18 protein-coding genes and 1 pseudogene are annotated in these 16827 nt (G+C 61.9%); 5 read left to right on the top strand and 14 right to left on the bottom strand.

Translation table 11 applies throughout. The annotated features are described in order from the left end of the window. Positions 1-585 carry a TadE/TadG family type IV pilus assembly protein gene (locus U5G49_RS26810; protein WP_131606278.1) on the top strand — a complete coding sequence of 195 codons (585 nt, stop codon included), beginning with the start codon at positions 1-3 and terminating at the stop codon, positions 583-585. A 112-nt stretch (positions 586-697) separates the two neighbouring features. Beyond that, positions 698-1216, top strand: a complete 519-nt coding sequence (locus tag U5G49_RS26815) for a hypothetical protein (RefSeq protein ID WP_245510145.1) — start codon at positions 698-700, stop codon at positions 1214-1216. A 58-nt stretch (positions 1217-1274) separates the two neighbouring features. Here U5G49_RS26815 and U5G49_RS26820 read toward each other — a convergent pair. The 11 genes and pseudogenes from U5G49_RS26820 to U5G49_RS26870 all read right to left on the bottom strand — a co-directional run. Then, positions 1275-1538, bottom strand: a pseudogene (locus U5G49_RS26820) (hypothetical protein); the annotation flags it as partial. A 130-nt stretch (positions 1539-1668) separates the two neighbouring features. Further along, on the bottom strand, positions 1669-2424 hold the full coding sequence (locus U5G49_RS26825; protein WP_131606276.1) for an SDR family NAD(P)-dependent oxidoreductase: 756 nt from the start codon (positions 2422-2424) through the stop codon (positions 1669-1671). A gap of 72 nt (positions 2425-2496) precedes the next feature. After that, entirely contained in the window at positions 2497-3261 is a 765-nt protein-coding gene (locus tag U5G49_RS26830) for an SDR family NAD(P)-dependent oxidoreductase (RefSeq protein ID WP_193445248.1), read from the bottom strand. Positions 3262-3269: 8 nt separating this feature from the next. After that, positions 3270-4304, bottom strand: coding sequence for a proline racemase family protein (locus U5G49_RS26835; RefSeq protein ID WP_131606272.1), 1035 nt, complete (start codon positions 4302-4304; stop codon positions 3270-3272). After that, a complete protein-coding gene (locus tag U5G49_RS26840; protein WP_131606270.1) occupies positions 4301-5791 on the bottom strand; it encodes an aldehyde dehydrogenase family protein in 1491 nt (496 codons plus the stop codon). The genes U5G49_RS26835 and U5G49_RS26840 overlap by 4 nt, the downstream gene beginning before the upstream one ends. A gap of 30 nt (positions 5792-5821) precedes the next feature. Further along, positions 5822-7060 (bottom strand): NAD(P)/FAD-dependent oxidoreductase, encoded by a 1239-nt coding sequence (locus tag U5G49_RS26845; protein ID WP_131606268.1) that lies wholly within the window; start codon positions 7058-7060, stop codon positions 5822-5824. Positions 7061-7130: 70 nt separating this feature from the next. After that, positions 7131-8009, bottom strand: coding sequence for a 4-hydroxy-tetrahydrodipicolinate synthase (dapA, locus tag U5G49_RS26850; protein ID WP_131606266.1), 879 nt, complete (start codon positions 8007-8009; stop codon positions 7131-7133). Between the two features lie 30 nt (positions 8010-8039). Next, positions 8040-8705 carry an amino acid ABC transporter permease gene (locus U5G49_RS26855; RefSeq protein WP_131606264.1) on the bottom strand — a complete coding sequence of 222 codons (666 nt, stop codon included), beginning with the start codon at positions 8703-8705 and terminating at the stop codon, positions 8040-8042. A gap of 9 nt (positions 8706-8714) precedes the next feature. Next, entirely contained in the window at positions 8715-9377 is a 663-nt protein-coding gene (locus U5G49_RS26860) for an amino acid ABC transporter permease (protein WP_029874517.1), read from the bottom strand. Positions 9378-9404: 27 nt separating this feature from the next. Continuing rightward, positions 9405-10187 carry an amino acid ABC transporter ATP-binding protein gene (locus U5G49_RS26865; RefSeq protein WP_131606263.1) on the bottom strand — a complete coding sequence of 261 codons (783 nt, stop codon included), beginning with the start codon at positions 10185-10187 and terminating at the stop codon, positions 9405-9407. Positions 10188-10249: 62 nt separating this feature from the next. Further along, complete coding sequence (locus U5G49_RS26870) at positions 10250-11083, bottom strand: substrate-binding periplasmic protein (protein WP_131606261.1); 834 nt, start codon at positions 11081-11083, stop codon at positions 10250-10252. A 198-nt stretch (positions 11084-11281) separates the two neighbouring features. On the opposite strand from U5G49_RS26870, the gene U5G49_RS26875 reads away from it, so the two are divergent. Both U5G49_RS26875 and U5G49_RS26880 read left to right on the top strand, forming a co-directional pair. Next, positions 11282-12001: a GntR family transcriptional regulator gene (locus tag U5G49_RS26875; RefSeq protein ID WP_064250419.1), complete on the top strand. Its 720-nt coding sequence runs from the start codon at positions 11282-11284 to the stop codon at positions 11999-12001. Positions 12002-12005: 4 nt separating this feature from the next. Further along, a complete protein-coding gene (locus U5G49_RS26880) occupies positions 12006-12788 on the top strand; it encodes a pyrroline-5-carboxylate reductase (protein ID WP_193445249.1) in 783 nt (260 codons plus the stop codon). Between the two features lie 420 nt (positions 12789-13208). On the opposite strand, the gene U5G49_RS26890 is transcribed toward U5G49_RS26880, so the two are convergent. Both U5G49_RS26890 and U5G49_RS26895 read right to left on the bottom strand, forming a co-directional pair. Beyond that, positions 13209-13976, bottom strand: a complete 768-nt coding sequence (locus U5G49_RS26890) for an SDR family NAD(P)-dependent oxidoreductase (RefSeq protein WP_193445250.1) — start codon at positions 13974-13976, stop codon at positions 13209-13211. A gap of 306 nt (positions 13977-14282) precedes the next feature. Further along, positions 14283-14831, bottom strand: a complete 549-nt coding sequence (locus U5G49_RS26895; RefSeq protein WP_018245416.1) for a cupin domain-containing protein — start codon at positions 14829-14831, stop codon at positions 14283-14285. A 143-nt stretch (positions 14832-14974) separates the two neighbouring features. Here U5G49_RS26895 and U5G49_RS26900 point away from each other — a divergent pair, with 143 nt between their 5' ends. Beyond that, positions 14975-16309, top strand: a complete 1335-nt coding sequence (locus U5G49_RS26900) for an aspartate aminotransferase family protein (RefSeq protein ID WP_193445251.1) — start codon at positions 14975-14977, stop codon at positions 16307-16309. A gap of 41 nt (positions 16310-16350) precedes the next feature. On the opposite strand, the gene U5G49_RS26905 is transcribed toward U5G49_RS26900, so the two are convergent. Continuing rightward, positions 16351-16758 carry an Lrp/AsnC family transcriptional regulator gene (locus U5G49_RS26905; RefSeq protein ID WP_407693062.1) on the bottom strand — a complete coding sequence of 136 codons (408 nt, stop codon included), beginning with the start codon at positions 16756-16758 and terminating at the stop codon, positions 16351-16353. Positions 16759-16827: the final 69 nt, after the last annotated feature.

Genomic DNA, 16827 nt, shown 5'->3' on the forward strand with positions numbered 1-16827 from the left:
ATGATCATGAAACGGAGCCTGTCCCTCTTCCGCTTTGCCCGATCCCGTGCCCGTCATCTCATGCGCGACCGGTCGGCGGCTTCGGGCGTGGAATTCGCGCTGGTGTTGCCGATCCTGGTGATGCTCCTGTTCGGCACCGTCGATCTTGGCCATGCGCTCACAGTCAGCCGAAAGATAGACGAGATCGCCTCGTCCACAGGCGACATGATTTCACAGCAGGGCGCCTGGACGAAGTCCGACGTCGCCAAGCTTCTCTCCGGCGCCAGCTTCATCCTGCAGCCCTATGACACAACAGGGCTGACGATCACCGTCGCGGTCGACGATATCGCCAAGAGCGGCAGCGCCACGGTTAACTGGTCTGCAGCGCTCAACACCTCGGCACTCAACTCCGGTGCGGCGAGCACAATCGAGGTCCCTTCGGAGATCCAGGATGACGGCGTGCAGGTGGTGCTGACCAGGGTGCAGTACACATTGACGACGCCGGTCTCGGCGTTCTTTTCAAACTTCACCGGGCAGAATGGCTACAGTTTCGATCGCCATTACTTCAATCGCCCGAGGGTCGGCGACAAGATCACTTACAATTGAGCTGCAGGACTGTCGCAAACGGCTGGAGATCCGCCGGATTGTCAACCGATAAGTCATGACAATGGTAATTGTGGACGATATGGAAGGCCCTTCACCAAGGGAGCGAGAAATCATGGCAAAACGAGTTTTCGGCGGCATACGGCAGTCGCCTGTTATCGTGCCGATCGCGCTGGTGATGATTTTGTATTTGAATGGCACTGGCGGGGCAGCACCGGCCGATCTTCATTGGTCCCAGGATCCGGGCAGTCAATGCAAATTCTTCGCGCCGGCATCCCTGACCAGCGGCCCCACCTTCTGGATCGGAGCCTGTGTCGACGGCAAGGCGTCTGGAGAAGGGATGCTGCGTCGCCGGGATGGCGACCGGCCCGGGCCTGCCTTCTTCGGCCGGATGAAGGATGGAGTCCCCCAGATCGGCGTCGTCGATTTGGGCGACGGATACAGAGCCGGCAGTTTCAGCGATGGCGACATCGGCGGTGGAGCCGAGCCTGACCCGCAGAACCGGATAGACGCCTTTCGTATCGCAGCTGAGGCCGCGCGGTCGGTCAGCGCCAAATATGCTGGCGAGAACAATGCGGGATCTGCCCAACTTTACAAGGAGCTTGCCAAGACACTGGAACTGCAGACGGAGTGAGCATGAGCGAGAGGCTGCAACGGCGATCCTTTCTGGCAGGGCTATGGGCGGGACTGTCGGCCATGTTTGGCGCCAGCATGCCTGCAGCGTCCTCGTCTTCAGGACCCCACGCATCGGGTTCGACCCGGTCCCAGCACACGGCGAAGGACTGGCTCATGCGATCGTCGGGCTCGGCCTGCGAGTAGTTCTCGTCGATGCTGAACCCGCCGGCAAAGTCAGCGATCGTCTGCGATGCCGCCTCGGACAAGGTGCTGAGGTCTCGTTCCCTGCCGAGGAAACATAAGACATGCCGAGGACCCCAAGAGTGCGCGACGCAGGAGATTCAAGATCGATGCCTTTCGTTCGGTCGAATGTTGTCAGCCTCCTCGGCTTTCTAAACAAATGAAAACCGAAACGAAAGCAGGATCAATCGCTTCGGACAATCCGGCATGCCGGCGCGCCCGGCCGTCATTTCAAGCCACGGCTTGCGCGCCGGTGATTTCAACGAGCGAGCCGCACATGAACGCCGCTTCATCCGATGCAAGGAAGGCGACGAGCGCCGCCACCTCCTCCGGCTTACCGATACGACCGTAGGGGACGAGCTTGTCGAGATCGGCAATCGTCCGGCCGGCGCGCTTAACGCCGGCTTCGAGCATCGGCGTATGGATCTCGCCAGGGCAGACGGCATTGACCCTGACCTTGTCGGGCGCATAGTCGCGGGCGAGGTTCTGGGTGAAGGCGGCGACCGCCGCCTTTGTCGTGTTGTAGGCGATGTGGTTCGGCGCGGGGTAGAGCCCCCATTGCGAGGCCGTATTGACGATCGCGCCGCCACCGGCGCCGATCATGTGCGGGAGGGCCGCACGGCAGAGATGGAACATCGAATCCAGATTGACCGCAAAGCTCGTCTGCCAGTCTTCATCCGTAAGCGACAGCAGGTTTCCGCGCCGGTTTATACCGGCATTGTTGACCAGCACGTCCAGCCGGCCCTTGATCGCAAAGGCTTTCTCGATGAGGTCGACGCATTCCGGCTTCCGGGAGATATCGGCTCCGATGGCGGTTGCGCTTCCGCCCTTTGCTTCGATTAGCGAGGCGACTTCGCTTGCCGCCTGCATGTTGGCATCGGTCACCACCACATAGGCGCCTTCGTCGGCCAGTCTCTTGCAGATGGCCGATCCTATGCCGCCTCCGCCGCCCGTTACGACGGCGACCTTGCCCAGAAATCTTTTCATCTCGGAACCTCTTCCCTTTGTCTTCACACAATTCCGGGCGCCAAACCGCTGCGCACCTTTGCTGGAATTGCTCTATCTGATGTAGCTGCCGCCGTTGATGTCGAACGTCGCCCCGTTGATCGACGCCTGCGACGGGCGAAGCAGGAACGCCACCAGTTCGGCGATCTCCCCCGTCTCGGCCATCTCGCCGATCGGGATATCGCCGACCGCCGCATCCTTTCCGTGCCTCACCACGAAGTCCTCGGCCATATCCGTCCGCACCCACCCCGGCGCGATGGAGACGGCGACGACCCCGTCGCGCCCGAAACTGCGCGCGATCGACTTGGTGAGATTGATCAGCGCTGCCTTCGTCGCGCCGTATGGCATGGCGTCGGCCGCATAGCCGCGCTGGCCGGCACGGCTTGCGATGTTGACGATCCGTCCTCCGCCATTCTGTCTGAAATGCACCAGAGCTTCCTTGCAGAGGTCCGCCGCCGCGAAGAAGTTCACCTGAAACTCCTTCTGCCAGGCGACCTGCCAGTCGGACGGATCGGCGTCGATCGAGATCTCGTTACGGATGCCGGCATTGTTGACGACGGCATGGATGCGTCCCGCCGCCGCGAGTGCTTCGCGCCATAGCGTGAAGGCGCCGTCCGGACGGGAGAGATCGGTCTGGACGATCAGGCCGTTTCCGCCGAGCTTGCGAAGCAAAGCTTCTGCGCGCTGCCTGTCGCGCCCGTAATGGATGATGGGTCGGGCTCCTTCGGCAGACAGGCGCTCGGCGATGGCTGCGCCGATACCGCCCGACGCCCCGGTGATGAGGACCGTCTGGCCGGCCAGCGGTTGAAGGTGAGACATGGCGGCTCCTAACCCAGCAAACCGACCTGGGGTCCCCAGGTGTCGGACAGCGCAAATCCCGCCGTGAAGGGATCGTCGTCGGACAAGCGGAGCTGTTCGCGACCGTAGACATAGGCCCGGCCGGTTATTCGCGGCAGCACGGCGCGGCGGCCGCCCACCTCGGTCTCGCCGATCGCCTCCGCCAGGAATTCGCCGCCGATGATCGACCGCGACGTCCTGCGGTCTCCGACCGAGACTTCTCCGCGGGCGTAGAGCACAGCAAGGTTCGCCGAGCTACCAGTCCCACAGGGCGAGCGGTCGACGCGGCCGGGCTGCAGCGTCGTGCAGGTCCGCACTGCCCCATCGGCCTCCTGTCCACGGAACATGACGTAGGCAATCTCATCGACGCCTATCAGGACGGGATGGGCGACCGAGACTTGGCCAGCAAGAAGCGACTTCAGCTCAATACCGGCTTCCGCCAGCAGCCGGGCATTGGCAGGCGCAATATCGAGGCCGAGTTGGTCGACATCCACGAGCGCATAATAGACGCCGCCGAAGGCGACGTCTATTTTGATGCGGCCCCATTTCGGCGTCTCCACCTCCCTGTCCAGCGCTTCGGCGAAGCTCGGCACGTTGTCGAGGCTGACGGACAGGCACTGGCCGTCGCGGCAGACGGCGCGTGCGACGATGAGTCCGGCGGGCGTGTCGAGGCGGACGACCGTCTCCGGTTCCGACATCGGCACCCGCCCGCTCTCGAGAAGTGCGGTGACCACGCAGATGCAGTTGCTGCCGGACATCGGGTGGGCGCGATCGGCCTGCAGGACGATGAAGCCGGCGTCCGCATCGCTGCGTATCGGCGCGACCAGCAGGTTCACGGACATGGCGACGTTGGCGCGCGGCTCGAAGGTGACGAAGCGGCGCAAACTGTCGTCGACCGTGTTGATGTGGTTCATTTTTTCGAGCATCGTCGCGCCGGGTATCTCAGGCGCCCCAGAGACGATGACCTTGCCGATCTCGCCCTGGCAGTGAACCTGTAAGAGCTCCAGGGTCCGGTTCCAGTTCACTTGGCCGCCTCCGGCTTGATGTACCAGCCCCAGGGGTCCTCGCTGGCGAAGCGGGTGATCTGCTTAGTCTCGAGATAGTTGTCGAGGCCCCAGCGTCCGAGTTCGCGGCCGATGCCGGATTCCTTGTAGCCGCCCCAGGGCGCTTCGGTGAATGTCGGCTGCGAACAATTGATCCAGACGATGCCGGCGCGGAAGGCGGCGGCAACGCGCTCGGCACGGGTATCGTCCTTCGACATGACAGCCGCGGCCAGACCGAAGCGGGAGTCGTTTGCGAGCTCCACGGCTTCCTCTTCGGTCTTGAAGGAGCGCATGCAGACCACCGGCCCGAATATCTCCTCCTTCCACGCGTCGCTTTCGAGGGGCACGTCTGTCAGCACCGTCGGCCTGAGATAGAACCCTCTGTCGAATCCTTGCGGGCGCGTGCCGCCGCAGGCGACAGTGGCGCCGGCCTTCCGGGCGCCTTCGATCGCCGCGACGACCTGGTCATATTGGCGTTTCGAGACGAGCGGGCCGAGAAGGGTTCCCTCGTCGAGACCATTGCCGATCTTGATCCTGTTCGTCTCTTCGATCAGCCGTTCGAGCAGACGGCCATAGATTGCTTCGTGCACAAGAACGCGGGATGTGGCAGAGCAGACTTGGCCCTGGTTCCAGAAGATGCCGAACATGATCCACTCGACGGCCTTGTCGATATCGGCATCCTCGAAGACGACGAAGGGCGACTTGCCGCCGAGCTCCAGGCTGACGCGCTTGATGTCGCGGGCAGCCGCAGCCATGATCTTCGAGCCGACCGGCCCGGAGCCGGTAAAGGCGAGCTTGTCGACCTGCCTGTGATCGATGATCGCCTGCCCGGCGATCGAACCTGCCCCGGTCACGATATTGAGGACACCAGCAGGCAGCCCGGCTTCGTCGGCAACCGCCGCCAGCTCGAGCGCCGTCAGCGATGTCAATTCGGCGGGCTTCAGCACCACGGTGCAGCCGGCGGCGAGCGCCGGGGCGACCTTCCATGCTGCCATCAAAAGCGGATAGTTCCAGGGAATGATCGCGCCGGCCACCCCGATCGGCTCACGCACGGCCTTGGAGGTGAAGCGCGCATCGGGAAGCGCGATCGCCTCCTCGGGATTGTTGTCGAGCTGTTCGGCCAGTCCCGCATAGAAGTCGAAGCAGCCCGCCGCATCGGCGACGTCCCAATCGGCCTCCGGAAACGGCTTGCCGTTGTCGAGAACTTCGAGGCGTGCAATCTCGGCCTGACGGGCGCGGATGCCGTCCGCGATGGCGCGGAGATATCCGGCGCGCTGGGCCCCCGTCAGCTTCGGCCAGCCATCCCTGTCGAAGGCGCGGCGGGCGGCCGTCGCGGCGAGGTCAACGTCTTCGGCCGTTGCGGCGGCGATCCTGTGGATCACCTCTTCGGTCGCCGGATTGATCACCTCGCAGGTTCCGCCCTTGACCGGTTTCACCCATTGTCCGTCGATATAGAGTTCGCTTCGCATAGTCACTTCCTTCGCCTTGCGCCGACGCTCTCAGAAGCGGTCGACGCGATAGGGTTTCATGTCTACGGGCGGTTCGACGCCCGTGATGAGATCGGCCATCAGGCGGCCGGTCGTCGCCGCATAGGTGAGGCCGAGATGTCCGTGGCCGGTCGCGTACCAGACGTTGCGGCGCTTGGCGGATCGGCCCATCACCGGGACGGTGTCGGGCAGCGCCGGGCGATGCCCCATCCACTCCGTCGCCTGCCGGACCTTCAGATCCGGCAATGCCTCCTGAGCCCGCTTCACCAGGATCTTCGCGCGCCGATAATCGGGTGGCGCGTCGAGACCGGCCATCTCGACCGTGCCGCCGACGCGGATGCCGCCCGCCGTCGGCGTGACCATGAAGGCGCGCGCAGGCCAGATGATCGAATGGTGCATCGAGATGCCAGGCTCCATGATCTGCGTGTGGTAGCCGCGTTCGGTTTCGAGCGGGATATGCTCCCGCAACAGGGCGGAAAGCCGGGCGGTGAAGGCGCCGGCCGCGAGCACCACCCTGTCCGCCGCAATGGTGCGCCCATCTGCCAATCGAAGCGCGGAGACGCCCGCGTCGCCCTGCTCGAAATCGACGACATTACCCTGAACGATCCTGCCGCCGAGCCGCCCGAACCTTTCCGAAAGGGCAAAGACAAGCCTGTACGGGTCGGTAATCGACCGGTTGTCGGGAAAGAGGACCGCCTTGCCGATCTTCGACGTCAAAACAGGCTCGAGATCCCGGATGGCGTTGCTGCCAAGGATTTCGTGCCTGAAGCCGAAGCGCTCCAGGATTTCCATATGCTCCCGATCGGCCTTGAACTCGGCGTCATCGGCATAGAGGCTGAGGCATCCCTCGGCGGTCAGCATGTGTCCGAGGCCGGTCTCCTTCAGGAGCGCGTTTAGGTCTTCATAGACGCGCCGGCATAACACGGCGCCGGCTGCCTCCAGTTCCCTCAGCTTCGAGGGGCGGCTTGCAGCCAGGAATCGCAGGAACCAGGGCACTAGTTTCGGCAGATAGCCGGGCCGGATGCGGACCGGCCCCTCCGGATCGAGCAGCCATTTCGGCATCTGTGCCCAGACGCCCGGACGCGATGCCGGCATGAATTCGGTGACGGCGATGCTCGCCATGTTGCCATAGGATGCGCCTCGGCCCGGCGCCGCCTTGTCGAGCAAAGTGACGGTCTTTCCCCGGCGCTGCAGTTCATAAGCGATTGTGGTGCCGATAATGCCGGCGCCGACGACCACGATGGATGACACGGCGAACCTCGCAATTTCAGTGGGTTCGGGGCAGCTTGGCCGCCCCGCAACTTTTTCCAGTCGAGGTCTGTTACCAGTTGAGGATCGGCTGCATCGCCGCCTTGAATTCGGCCTTCTCCTGCTCGGTCAGTTCGCCGAGCGGCGCGCGGCAGGTGCCGACCGGCGTGCCCTGGAGCTCGCAGCCATATTTGATCTTCTGGACGAACTTTCCGCTCTCGAGGATGTTCAGCGCTCTGTAGAGAACCGTCATCATCTCGCGGGCCTTTTCGAGGTCGCCGGACCGGAACGTCCGGTCGAGGTCGCAGCACGCTTTCGCCATGCAGTTGGCCGGACCGCAGATCCAGGAATCCGCCCCCCAAAACATGAAGTCCAGCGCGATATCGTCGGAACCCGAGACGAGGTCGATGCGACCCTTGTAGCGCGAATGGATGTCTACGGCGCGCTGCAGAACGCCCGAGCTCTCCTTGATGCCGATCACCCGCGGATCGTCGGCGAGCGCATCCATCAGGTCGAAAGAGATCTCGATGCCGTCCTTCGGAGGATAGTTGTAAAGGATGAGATTGACACCCGTAGCGTCAAGCACGGCGCGGTAGTGTGCGAGCAGTTCGTCCTGCGTCGGACGCGTGTAGAAGGGTGTGGCGAGCAGAACCGTGTCATAGCCGATCTCCCTGGCGCGCGCCGTGTTCTCGATCACCTCGCGGGTGGCCGGCGCGTTGGTGCCGGCGATCAGCATCTCATCGTCATTGGCGAAGTCCTTGACGAACTTGAGCACCTCGTCGCGCTCCTCGTTCGAGAGGGAGAAATATTCGCCGGTCGAACCCATCGGAACCCAGCCCGTGACGCCTGCCGCACGCAGCGCCGTCAGGTGCTTTTCGAACGCCTTGAAGTCGATCTTGTTGTTCGCGTCGAAGGGAGTGATGAGCGCGGGCATGACGCCGGAAAGTTTCATGGGAATTCTCCTGTCTGGGAACGACTATCTTCAGATTGCGAGTTTCTTCAGGATCCGGCCTTCCACGAGCGAGACGGCCCGCGTCAGAGGAAAGGCGATCACGAAGTAAATGAGGGCGACGACCGTCAGCACTTCGACGGGACGGGCCGTGTTGTTCGAGATGTTCTGGCCGACGAACATCAGATCCGCCATGCCGACGGCAGAGACCAGGGCGCTCTCCTTGAAGAGGCTGACGCAGTTCGACAGCAGCGTCGGGATTGCGCGCAGCACGGCCTGCGGCAACACGACGTTCATCACTTGGCTCCTGCGCGGCAGGCCGAGGGCGACGCAGGCGTCCAACTGCTCCTGGCCGATGGATTTGAGGCTCGCCCGGAAGGTCTCGCTGGTGATCGCCCCCATATAGAGCGTCAGCGCGATGACCCCCGACGCCAGGTTCGAGAGTTCGACGCCAAGGATGAGCGGCAGGCAGAAGAATATCCAGAAGAGCTGGATAAGCACCGGCGTGCCGCGGAAGAATTCGACATATATGCTGGAGATCGCGCGAAGTGCGAGGTTGCGCGACGTCCTGAGGAGACCGACTAGAAAGCCGAAAGAGCATCCGAGCACGATGCAGATGACCGTCAGTTTGATCGTCATCCACAGACCGAGCAGGAGTGCGTGCTCGAAGCGCAGCAGGATCGAGAAGTCGAGTGTCATTCTGGCCTCCTAGCTGACAAGGATTTGGCGGCGGCGCTCGAGCAGGCCGACGATCTGGGTTATCGGGAAGGACACGGCAAAATAGATGAGAGCCACGACGGTAAAGGTTTCGATGGGGCGGTAGGTCTCGGTGGCCAGCGTCTTGCCCTGGTACATCAGGTCCTGGATCGCCACGATCGCGACCAGCGCGCTCTGCTGGAAGATGACGATACCGTTGGTCAGAAGCACGGGGATCGATGCGCGGAACGCCGTCGGGAACACGATGTAGAGTACCCGCTGCAGCGGATTGAGGCCGAGCGCGATGCCGGCGTCGAGCTGTTCGCGTGGAACCGCCTGGATGGACGCCCGGTAAGCCTCCGCGTTGAACGCCATCAGATTAAGCCCAAGCGCCAGGATGCCCATCGTCACCGGGTCGAGGAAGACGTCGAACAGCATCGGCACGCAGTAGAATATCCAGACGATCTGGACGATGGCCGGCGTGCAGCGAAAGAATTCGACGAACAGCATGAACGGCAGCCGCACGACCCGGTAGGGACTCATGATCAGAAGGGCGAGCGCGAAGCCGAGCACGATGCCGATGACGTTGGCCGCAGCCGTCAGCTCCAGCGAAACCCACAGCCCCTGCAGAAGCGGAGCGATGGATACGGCATTGAAGTCGAACGTGTAGTTCACGATGCTCTCCCTGCTGCTTGATGTGGCCTACTGCTTGATGTGGAAGACGCGGTCGATGAATTCCTTCGTCCGCTCCTCGCGTGGGGCGCCGAGCACCTGCTCGGGAGGGCCGTCCTCGACGACCACGCCGCTCGCGCAGAAGATGACGCGAGAGGCGATGTTCTTGGCGAACCACATGTCATGCGTCACGATCATCATCGGCATGTCCTGGGCGGCGAGCTGCAGGATGACCTGCTCCACCTCGCTGACGAGTTCCGGGTCCAGAGCCGAAGTGACCTCGTCGAACAGCATCAACTTCGGGTCGAGCATCAGCGCGCGTGCGATCGCGACGCGTTGCTTCTGTCCGCCGGAAAGCTGGGCCGGATAGGCATTGGACTTGGCGCCGAGCCCGAACCGCTCGAGCAGCGCCTGGGCTCGGGCCACGGCCTTCGCCTTGGCTTCCCCACGCACCTTGCAGGGAGCGAGAACCAGGTTCTGAATGACGTTGAGATGCGGAAACAGCGTGTAGTGCTGAAAGACCATGCCGATCGAACGGCGGACATTGGTGTCGATCTGGGTCTTCCGGCCCACGGCTTCGGAAGAAATATACGCCTTCCCGTCGAAACTGACCGACCCGCTGTCGATCTGCTCCAGCCCCATCATCACCCTGAGCAGCGTGCTCTTGCCGCCACCACTGGGGCCGATGACGACGACGCGTTCGCCGGGCTTCATTTCGATGTCGATGCCTTTCAGCACCTGAATGGCTCCGTTGCCATAGCTTTTGTGGAGCGCCTGCATTTTCACGAGGGGAAGGCTGAAGGACATGGTCATGGCCACTCTCGGATATCGAAGCTGGAGAGAGCCGGCGCGATTCTCGCACCGGCCCGGCGAGGTTACTTTGCGCCCTTGAGAACTTCGTCCACCGCCTTCTTGATCAGCTCATCGACGTGACCGGTCGCGACCTTTTCTTCGAGGAAGATATCGACCACCTCGACGTCAGCGGCCGAAAGATTGTGCGGCAGGCCGAAAGCGACGCCCTGTTTGGCGAGCGCCGGCGTCGGGTTGATCGCCACCGCCCAGTCCGGGTTCGACTGGGTGAAGAGCTGGTTGGTGTCGGAGGCGTCGACCAGGATGTCGGCACGCTTCGAAGTTACCGCCAGGCGGGTCTCGTCGTTGCCGGGAAGACGCATGATCGTGGCGTTCTTCACCGATGCGGAAATTGCCTTGTCCTGCGCCGTGCCGGACATGACGGCAAGCGTCACGCCTGCTTTGTCGATATCCCCCACCGAGGCGGCACCGGCCGAAATTTTCGGGTTGTTTTTGTTATAGGCGAGCGAGATCTGGTACTCCATCGCCGGGATCGAGAACTGCACGGCCATGGCGCGCGTCGGCGTCCGGTTCAGCGCCAGCGAAAGGTCCCATTTGCCGGCCTGCAGGCCGGCGACGATATTGTCCCAGGTCGTATCGACGAATTCGGGTTTCACCTTCAGGACTTCGGCAAATTCCTTGCACAGATCGGCGAAGAAGCCGGAATATTCTCCGGTCGCCGGATCGCGCATGACATAGGGCGGGGCAACGGCTGCGCCGCAGCGCAACACGCCCGCCTTCTGCACACCCTGCCAATATCCCTCAGCGGTCTCAGCCTGTGCGGCGGGGGCGGAAAGACCTCCCATGAGAGCTAGCGCGGGCAGCGCCCGCAAGGCGGACGTTATCAACTTCGAAAGCATCGGCATTCCTCTTTGCTATGCGCGAAGCGCGCGGTTCCACTCGTCGGCTCTAGCCGTTTCTGTTATTTTCGTGTCGGCTGCGTGTCGACTGAGAAAGATATGTCAACAGCGTGTCGACAAAGTCAAGCGGAAAAATTACATTGCCGACACGCTGCTTTTCTGGCCCAATGCGACCCGCGTCGAGAGAAAGGGACCTAAGTGTCTGATGAATCGGAAGTGAAACGAATCCGCGGGACTGGCTGGAAGAACGTCTACGAGACGCTTCGCAACGAGATCCTGGCGCTCACTCTGCCGCCCGGTCAGCTTCTCGATGAGATGACGCTTGCCGAACGCTTCGACATGTCGCGCTCGCCGGTGCGTGAAGCCCTGATCCGGCTCGGCGCCGACGAGCTGGTCGTGACGCTTTCGAACCGGAGCACGATCGTAGCGCCCATCGAAGTGGCGACGTTTCCCAAATATGTGGAGGCGCTCGACATCGCACAGCGCATGAATACGCGGCTTGCCGCCGCGCTCAGGACCGAAGCGGACCTGAAGATCATCGCCAAGCGGCTGAAGTCGTTCGAAGCGGCGGTGAAAACCGGCAATCACCTCGCCATGTCGGAAGCCAACAAGGAATTCCACATGGCAATCGCCCATGCCGGGAAAAACCAGTACCTGGCCTCATTCTACGAGAAGCTGCTGTCGCAGGGGCAACGCATGCTCCACCTGCATTTCGAATATCTGGAGCGGACGCATGAGGGCTATCTCCTGACCGACGAGCACACGCTCATGCTCAATGCCGTCAGGGACAAAAACGTGGATCTCGCCGACGAACTCGCTCACGCCCATACGCGCCAGTTCCAGGACAATTTCATCAATTTCATGCGCGAGAACTACACGACGGATGTCGCGTTAGGCCCGCTGCGGGCTGCGGAGTAATCAAATGAAAATCGACAATATCGGATTCGTCGGAACCGGCGCGATTACCGAGGCCATGGTTCGCGGCCTTCTGGCCGAACCGGCCTATGCCTCCGAAATTCACGTGTCTCCACGAAGCGCTCACATCGCCGCGACGCTGGCAGACGAATTCGCCGCCGTGAGAATTGCCAAGGACAATCAGGATGTCGTCGAGCGCAGCGACCTGGTGTTCCTGGCGATACGGCCGCAGGTCGCCGAGGAGGTCGTGCGCGCGCTATCGTTCAGGGATGGCCAAATGGTCGTCAGCCTCGTTGCGGCGACGGAGCGCCAGGCCCTCTCCGAATGGATCGCCGCCGATGTGCATCTCGTGCAGGCGATTCCTCTGCCCTTCGTCGCAGGCCGGCAAGGCGTCACCGCCATCTATCCGCCCGATACCGCCGTCGCAGCGCTTTTCGATGCGCTCGGAACGGCTGTCCAATGCCAGTCGAGGAAGGAATATGATCTACTCGCAGCAGCGAGCGCAATGATGTCGACCTATTTCGGCATCATGGAGCAGATTGCCGTCTGGCTGGAGAGAAGCGGCCTCGAAAAGGCGAAGGGACAGGCCTATATTGCCCCGCTCTTTGCAAGCCTTGCGCAGAAAGCGAACAGCCCCGGCAACGAACCGTTCAGCGCGCTGAGCCGCGAATTCGCTACCAAGGGCGGACTGAACGAGCAGGTTTTCTCAGACTTCGAGAAGAAGGGCGGCCTTGCCGCATTGACGGTCGCACTCGACGGCGTACTTGCCCGGATCGAGGGCAGGAACTAGGCGTGGACTCATTAGCGCGTAGCCAAATTCGGATTGATGCGAGTTTGACGAACGCCAGATAGTTGGCCGCGACTTTGACGGTTCGATCAGGTTGCGTGCGGGATAGAGATAGGGGCTGAAGCAGATCGGGTCTTTGCGATTTCGTTTCGGTGGGATGTTCGCCCATGCTCATTGATGGCGAGCCATATGCCATTGAGCACGCGGCGGTCATTTACCCGCCGAACGCCGCGCGGCTTGTTGGGCAGCATCGGCTTGATGGCGGTCCATTCATAATCGCTGAGTTCGGTTCCGGCCCAATAACGGACATGGCCAGACTTGCTGCTTCGGCCCGGTCGCGAATGACCCAACAGCGACATTGGCGCTAGCGGCAGCGTGGCGGTCCATGGCCTACCGGCCTCCAATTCCACGTGTGACACGTTCTTAGATGCGTCGCGTGAAGGCGCCGTCAACCACCAGATTGGCGCCGGTGACGTAGCTCGCCGCTGGGCTCGCCGTGAATGCGACGACGTTGGCGATCTCCTCGGGCCTCGCCATGCGGCCCATCGGGATCATGGCAACCGCATTGCGAAAATGTTCGGGTTGCTCGCTCTTGATCCGATCCCAGGCGCCACCGTCAAAGAACGTCGAACCGGGGCTGACGACATTGGCTCGGATACCCTTGGGTGCGACGGTCCGGGCGAGCGACTTGATGTAAAAGTGCAGCGCAGCCTTTATGGCGCCATAGGACACCTCTGTGTAAGCATTGAGTTCTGAATCCTCGACTCCCCCAATCGAGCCAATAGCGACGATGCTCCCCGCCCGTGATCGCTCAAGGTGCGGCATAACCGCCTCAACTGCCGTCACAGTGTGGATCAGATCGACGTCGAAGGCCGACTGGAACGCCTCGATACTAAGGCCGAAAGATAGGGCGCTGGCATTTGCCACCAAAATGTCGACACCGCCAAGCGCCGCCGCAGCGCTTTCAACCCAGCTCCGAAGTGCTGCTGGGTCTTTGACGTCCACGGACCGGCCCCAGGCCTTGCCTCCCTTGGATTCTAGTGCCTTGACCGCGTCCTCAACAGCGTCGCCGCTGCGGGCGCAAATCGCGACGTCGGCTCCCTCCAACGCAAGACGCTCAGCGATGGCAAGCCCAATCCCCCGAGTCGAGCCGGTTACCAGTGCCTTTTTGCCAGTGAGCTGCAGATCCATTTCATGGGCTCCTCTAATCCAACATCCGTTGAAAATACCGCTTTGTGAGGGTTAGGTATGTTCCCTGCAGACAAACGCGGCAAGACCGGATCGGCATAATGGTCATATGAACGGCAGGATGCCATGATCGGTGATGCCTTGAGTTTTGGTGATCTCGGCTGGTAAGCCGGCAGCCGCAAACCTGCTTGATCGGCAATTCCGCTTTGGCACATAGCGTCGTTTCGCTGCTACGCGGCAACGCGTCGGCCATTGGGGCATAGCGGACTCTGTCAGGCTATCAGTTCAGCCGATTTATGAGTTCACGGCCTAGAAAGTCGGCGGTGTGCAGGCGCTGATGACCTCGCAGGGCACCGGTCCGACGCAGCGGAAGCGATGAGGGCGCCTGCTTTCGAAATAGTAGGCGTCACCCGGCCCGAGGATCCGCCGCTCGTCATCGACCGTCACCTCGAGCCTTCCTGATAGCACGATCCCGCCTTCTTCCCCCTCGTGAACAAGGGGAACCTTTCCGGTGTCGGCGCCCGGCTGGTAGCATTCCTTGAGGATTTGCAGGCTGCGTCCGAAGAGGTTTTCCCCAACCTGCCTGTAGGAGATGGCGCCCTTGCCGATCTCCACCAGCTCCTCGGCCGCATAGAAGGCCTTCCTCGGACGCTCGGGCTCGAAGGCGAAGAACTCCGCCAGGCCGATGGGGATGCCGTCCAGAATTCGCTTCAAGGCCCCGACCGAGGGATTGGAGGCGTTCGATTCGATCAGCGAGATCGTCGAATTGGGCACTCCGGTGCGCTTGGCGAGCTCACGCTGGGAAAGCTTATGGGCGATGCGGAGATGGCGAAGACGGTTGCCGATATCGACTGACATGATGCGGTTCGTTTATGTTGTCCAGAATATCCAAAATCATATCTTTCCATTTGTTGAATTTCAATCGCTTGCACAGACAAAGAAAAGGACTTGTTTGAAAGAGAGAAATTGCCATTCTCGGCGCCATCCCAAAGGAGGCCAGGATGGACCAGCTCAGCAAAACGAACGCGCCCGTACTTGAAAATTTCTGGATGCCGTTCACCGCGAACCGGCAATTCAAGGCCACCCCGCGCCTTCTCGCAGCAGCCGAGGGAATGTACTACACCGACATCGATGGAAATCAGGTGCTTGATGGCACGGCCGGCCTCTGGTGCTGCAATGCCGGCCACGGCCGCAAGAAGATCGCCCAGGCCGTCGAACGACAGCTTGCAACACTGGATTATGCGCCAACCTTTCAGATGGGGCATCCGATCGCCTTCGACTTCGCCTCGAAGCTGGCTGCGAATGCGCCGGGCGGCCCTGAAGCCAAGCTCGACAGGATCTTCTTCACCGGCTCGGGCTCGGAATCGGTCGATACGGCGCTCAAGATCGCCATCGCCTATCAGCGGGCGATCGGCCAGGGCACCCGCACACGGATCATCGGGCGTGAGAAGGGATATCATGGCGTCGGGTTCGGCGGCATTTCCGTCGGCGGTCTCGTCAACAACCGGCGGGTCTTCCCGCAGATACCGGCCGACCATATGCGCCATACGCTCGACATCGGGCGCAATGCATTTTCAAGGGGCCTTCCCCCTCACGGCGTGGAACTGGCGGACGATCTCGAGCGCCTGGTGCAGCTGCACGGCGCCGAAACCATCGCAGCCGTCATCGTCGAGCCGATGTCGGGATCGGCAGGCGTAGTCCTGCCTCCGAAGGGCTATCTGGAGAAACTGCGCGCAACCGCCGACAAGCACGGGATTCTACTGATCTTCGACGAGGTCATCACCGGCTTCGGGCGTCTCGGCACCCCTTTCGCGACCGACTACTTCGGCGTCGTGCCCGACCTGATCACCACGGCAAAAGGCATCACCAACGGCACGATCCCGATGGGCGCGGTCTTTGCCAGCCGCAAGGTCTATGACGGCCTGATGGTCGGACCTGATAACACGATCGAACTCTTCCATGGCTACACCTATTCCGGCCATCCGGTCGCCTGCGCCGCCGGGCTCGCTACTCTGGAGATCTACGAGGAGGAAGGCCTGCTGACCCGCGCAGCCGATTTGGCCGAGTACTGGCAGGAGGCCCTCCATTCGCTGAATGGACTGCCTCATGTCGTCGACATCCGCAATCTCGGATTGGTCGGCGCAGTCGAACTGGCTCCTCGTGACGGCGCGCCGGGAACCCGCGCCTACGAAATCTTCGTCGACTGCTTCAACAAGGGCCTGCTGATCCGGGTGACCGGCGACATTATCGCCCTCTCGCCGCCGCTCATCATCGAGAAAAGCCAGATCGACACGATCGTCTCGACGCTCAGTGATGCGCTGAAGCGCGCCGCATAGGCCCGCTCCCGATGCGGCGGTAAACCAGCCGCCGCATCCTCCTATCCCACAGGCACCCCAAGCCCGACCTTGACCCGATCCATTGCGACGAAGGTCCGGAAGCGTTTGACGTTGTTGTTCCCGAAGAACAGCCTGCGCGTCAGAGCCTCGTAGTCGGCCATCGACGGCACGATGATGACCAGAATGAAATCCGCTTCGCCGGTGACGTAGTAACATTGCTGGATTTCGGCTGCGGCCGCAAACTCACTCTTTGCCTGCTCGATCTGCTCGGCGGTTTCGCTGATGACCTCCACCTCGACGAAGATCGTGATGGATTGTCCAACCGCCTGCGGCTCGATGATCGAAACATCCGCCCGGATGACCCCCTCCTCCCTCATTCGCTTGATCCGTCGCTGAACGGCCGGCGCGGAAAGGCTCACCGCATCGCCGATCGTTCGCTGCGGGGTCATATTGTCCCGCTGGAGAATGGCGAGGATCTTCCGGTCGAAATCGTCGAGATGCGGCTGTTGAATGGGGTT

The organism is Rhizobium indigoferae (assembly GCF_034554815.1).
Classification (GTDB): Bacteria; Pseudomonadota; Alphaproteobacteria; order Rhizobiales; family Rhizobiaceae; genus Rhizobium; species Rhizobium leguminosarum.

Coding starts and splice junctions, on each gene's coding strand:
- U5G49_RS26905 (WP_407693062.1), bottom strand. CDS start 16,758: ATGACCCCGCAGCGAACGATCGGCGATGCGGTGAGCCTTTCCGCGCCG.
- U5G49_RS26895 (WP_018245416.1), bottom strand. CDS start 14,831: ATGTCAGTCGATATCGGCAACCGTCTTCGCCATCTCCGCATCGCCCAT.
- U5G49_RS26890 (WP_193445250.1), bottom strand. CDS start 13,976: ATGGATCTGCAGCTCACTGGCAAAAAGGCACTGGTAACCGGCTCGACT.
- U5G49_RS26825 (WP_131606276.1), bottom strand. CDS start 2,424: ATGAAAAGATTTCTGGGCAAGGTCGCCGTCGTAACGGGCGGCGGAGGC.
- U5G49_RS26870 (WP_131606261.1), bottom strand. CDS start 11,083: ATGCTTTCGAAGTTGATAACGTCCGCCTTGCGGGCGCTGCCCGCGCTA.
- U5G49_RS26880 (WP_193445249.1), top strand. CDS start 12,006: ATGAAAATCGACAATATCGGATTCGTCGGAACCGGCGCGATTACCGAG.
- U5G49_RS26865 (WP_131606263.1), bottom strand. CDS start 10,187: ATGACCATGTCCTTCAGCCTTCCCCTCGTGAAAATGCAGGCGCTCCAC.
- U5G49_RS26900 (WP_193445251.1), top strand. CDS start 14,975: ATGGACCAGCTCAGCAAAACGAACGCGCCCGTACTTGAAAATTTCTGG.
- U5G49_RS26810 (WP_131606278.1), top strand. CDS start 1: ATGATCATGAAACGGAGCCTGTCCCTCTTCCGCTTTGCCCGATCCCGT.
- U5G49_RS26815 (WP_245510145.1), top strand. CDS start 698: ATGGCAAAACGAGTTTTCGGCGGCATACGGCAGTCGCCTGTTATCGTG.
- U5G49_RS26855 (WP_131606264.1), bottom strand. CDS start 8,705: ATGACACTCGACTTCTCGATCCTGCTGCGCTTCGAGCACGCACTCCTG.
- dapA (WP_131606266.1), bottom strand. CDS start 8,009: ATGAAACTTTCCGGCGTCATGCCCGCGCTCATCACTCCCTTCGACGCG.
- U5G49_RS26840 (WP_131606270.1), bottom strand. CDS start 5,791: ATGCGAAGCGAACTCTATATCGACGGACAATGGGTGAAACCGGTCAAG.
- U5G49_RS26830 (WP_193445248.1), bottom strand. CDS start 3,261: ATGTCTCACCTTCAACCGCTGGCCGGCCAGACGGTCCTCATCACCGGG.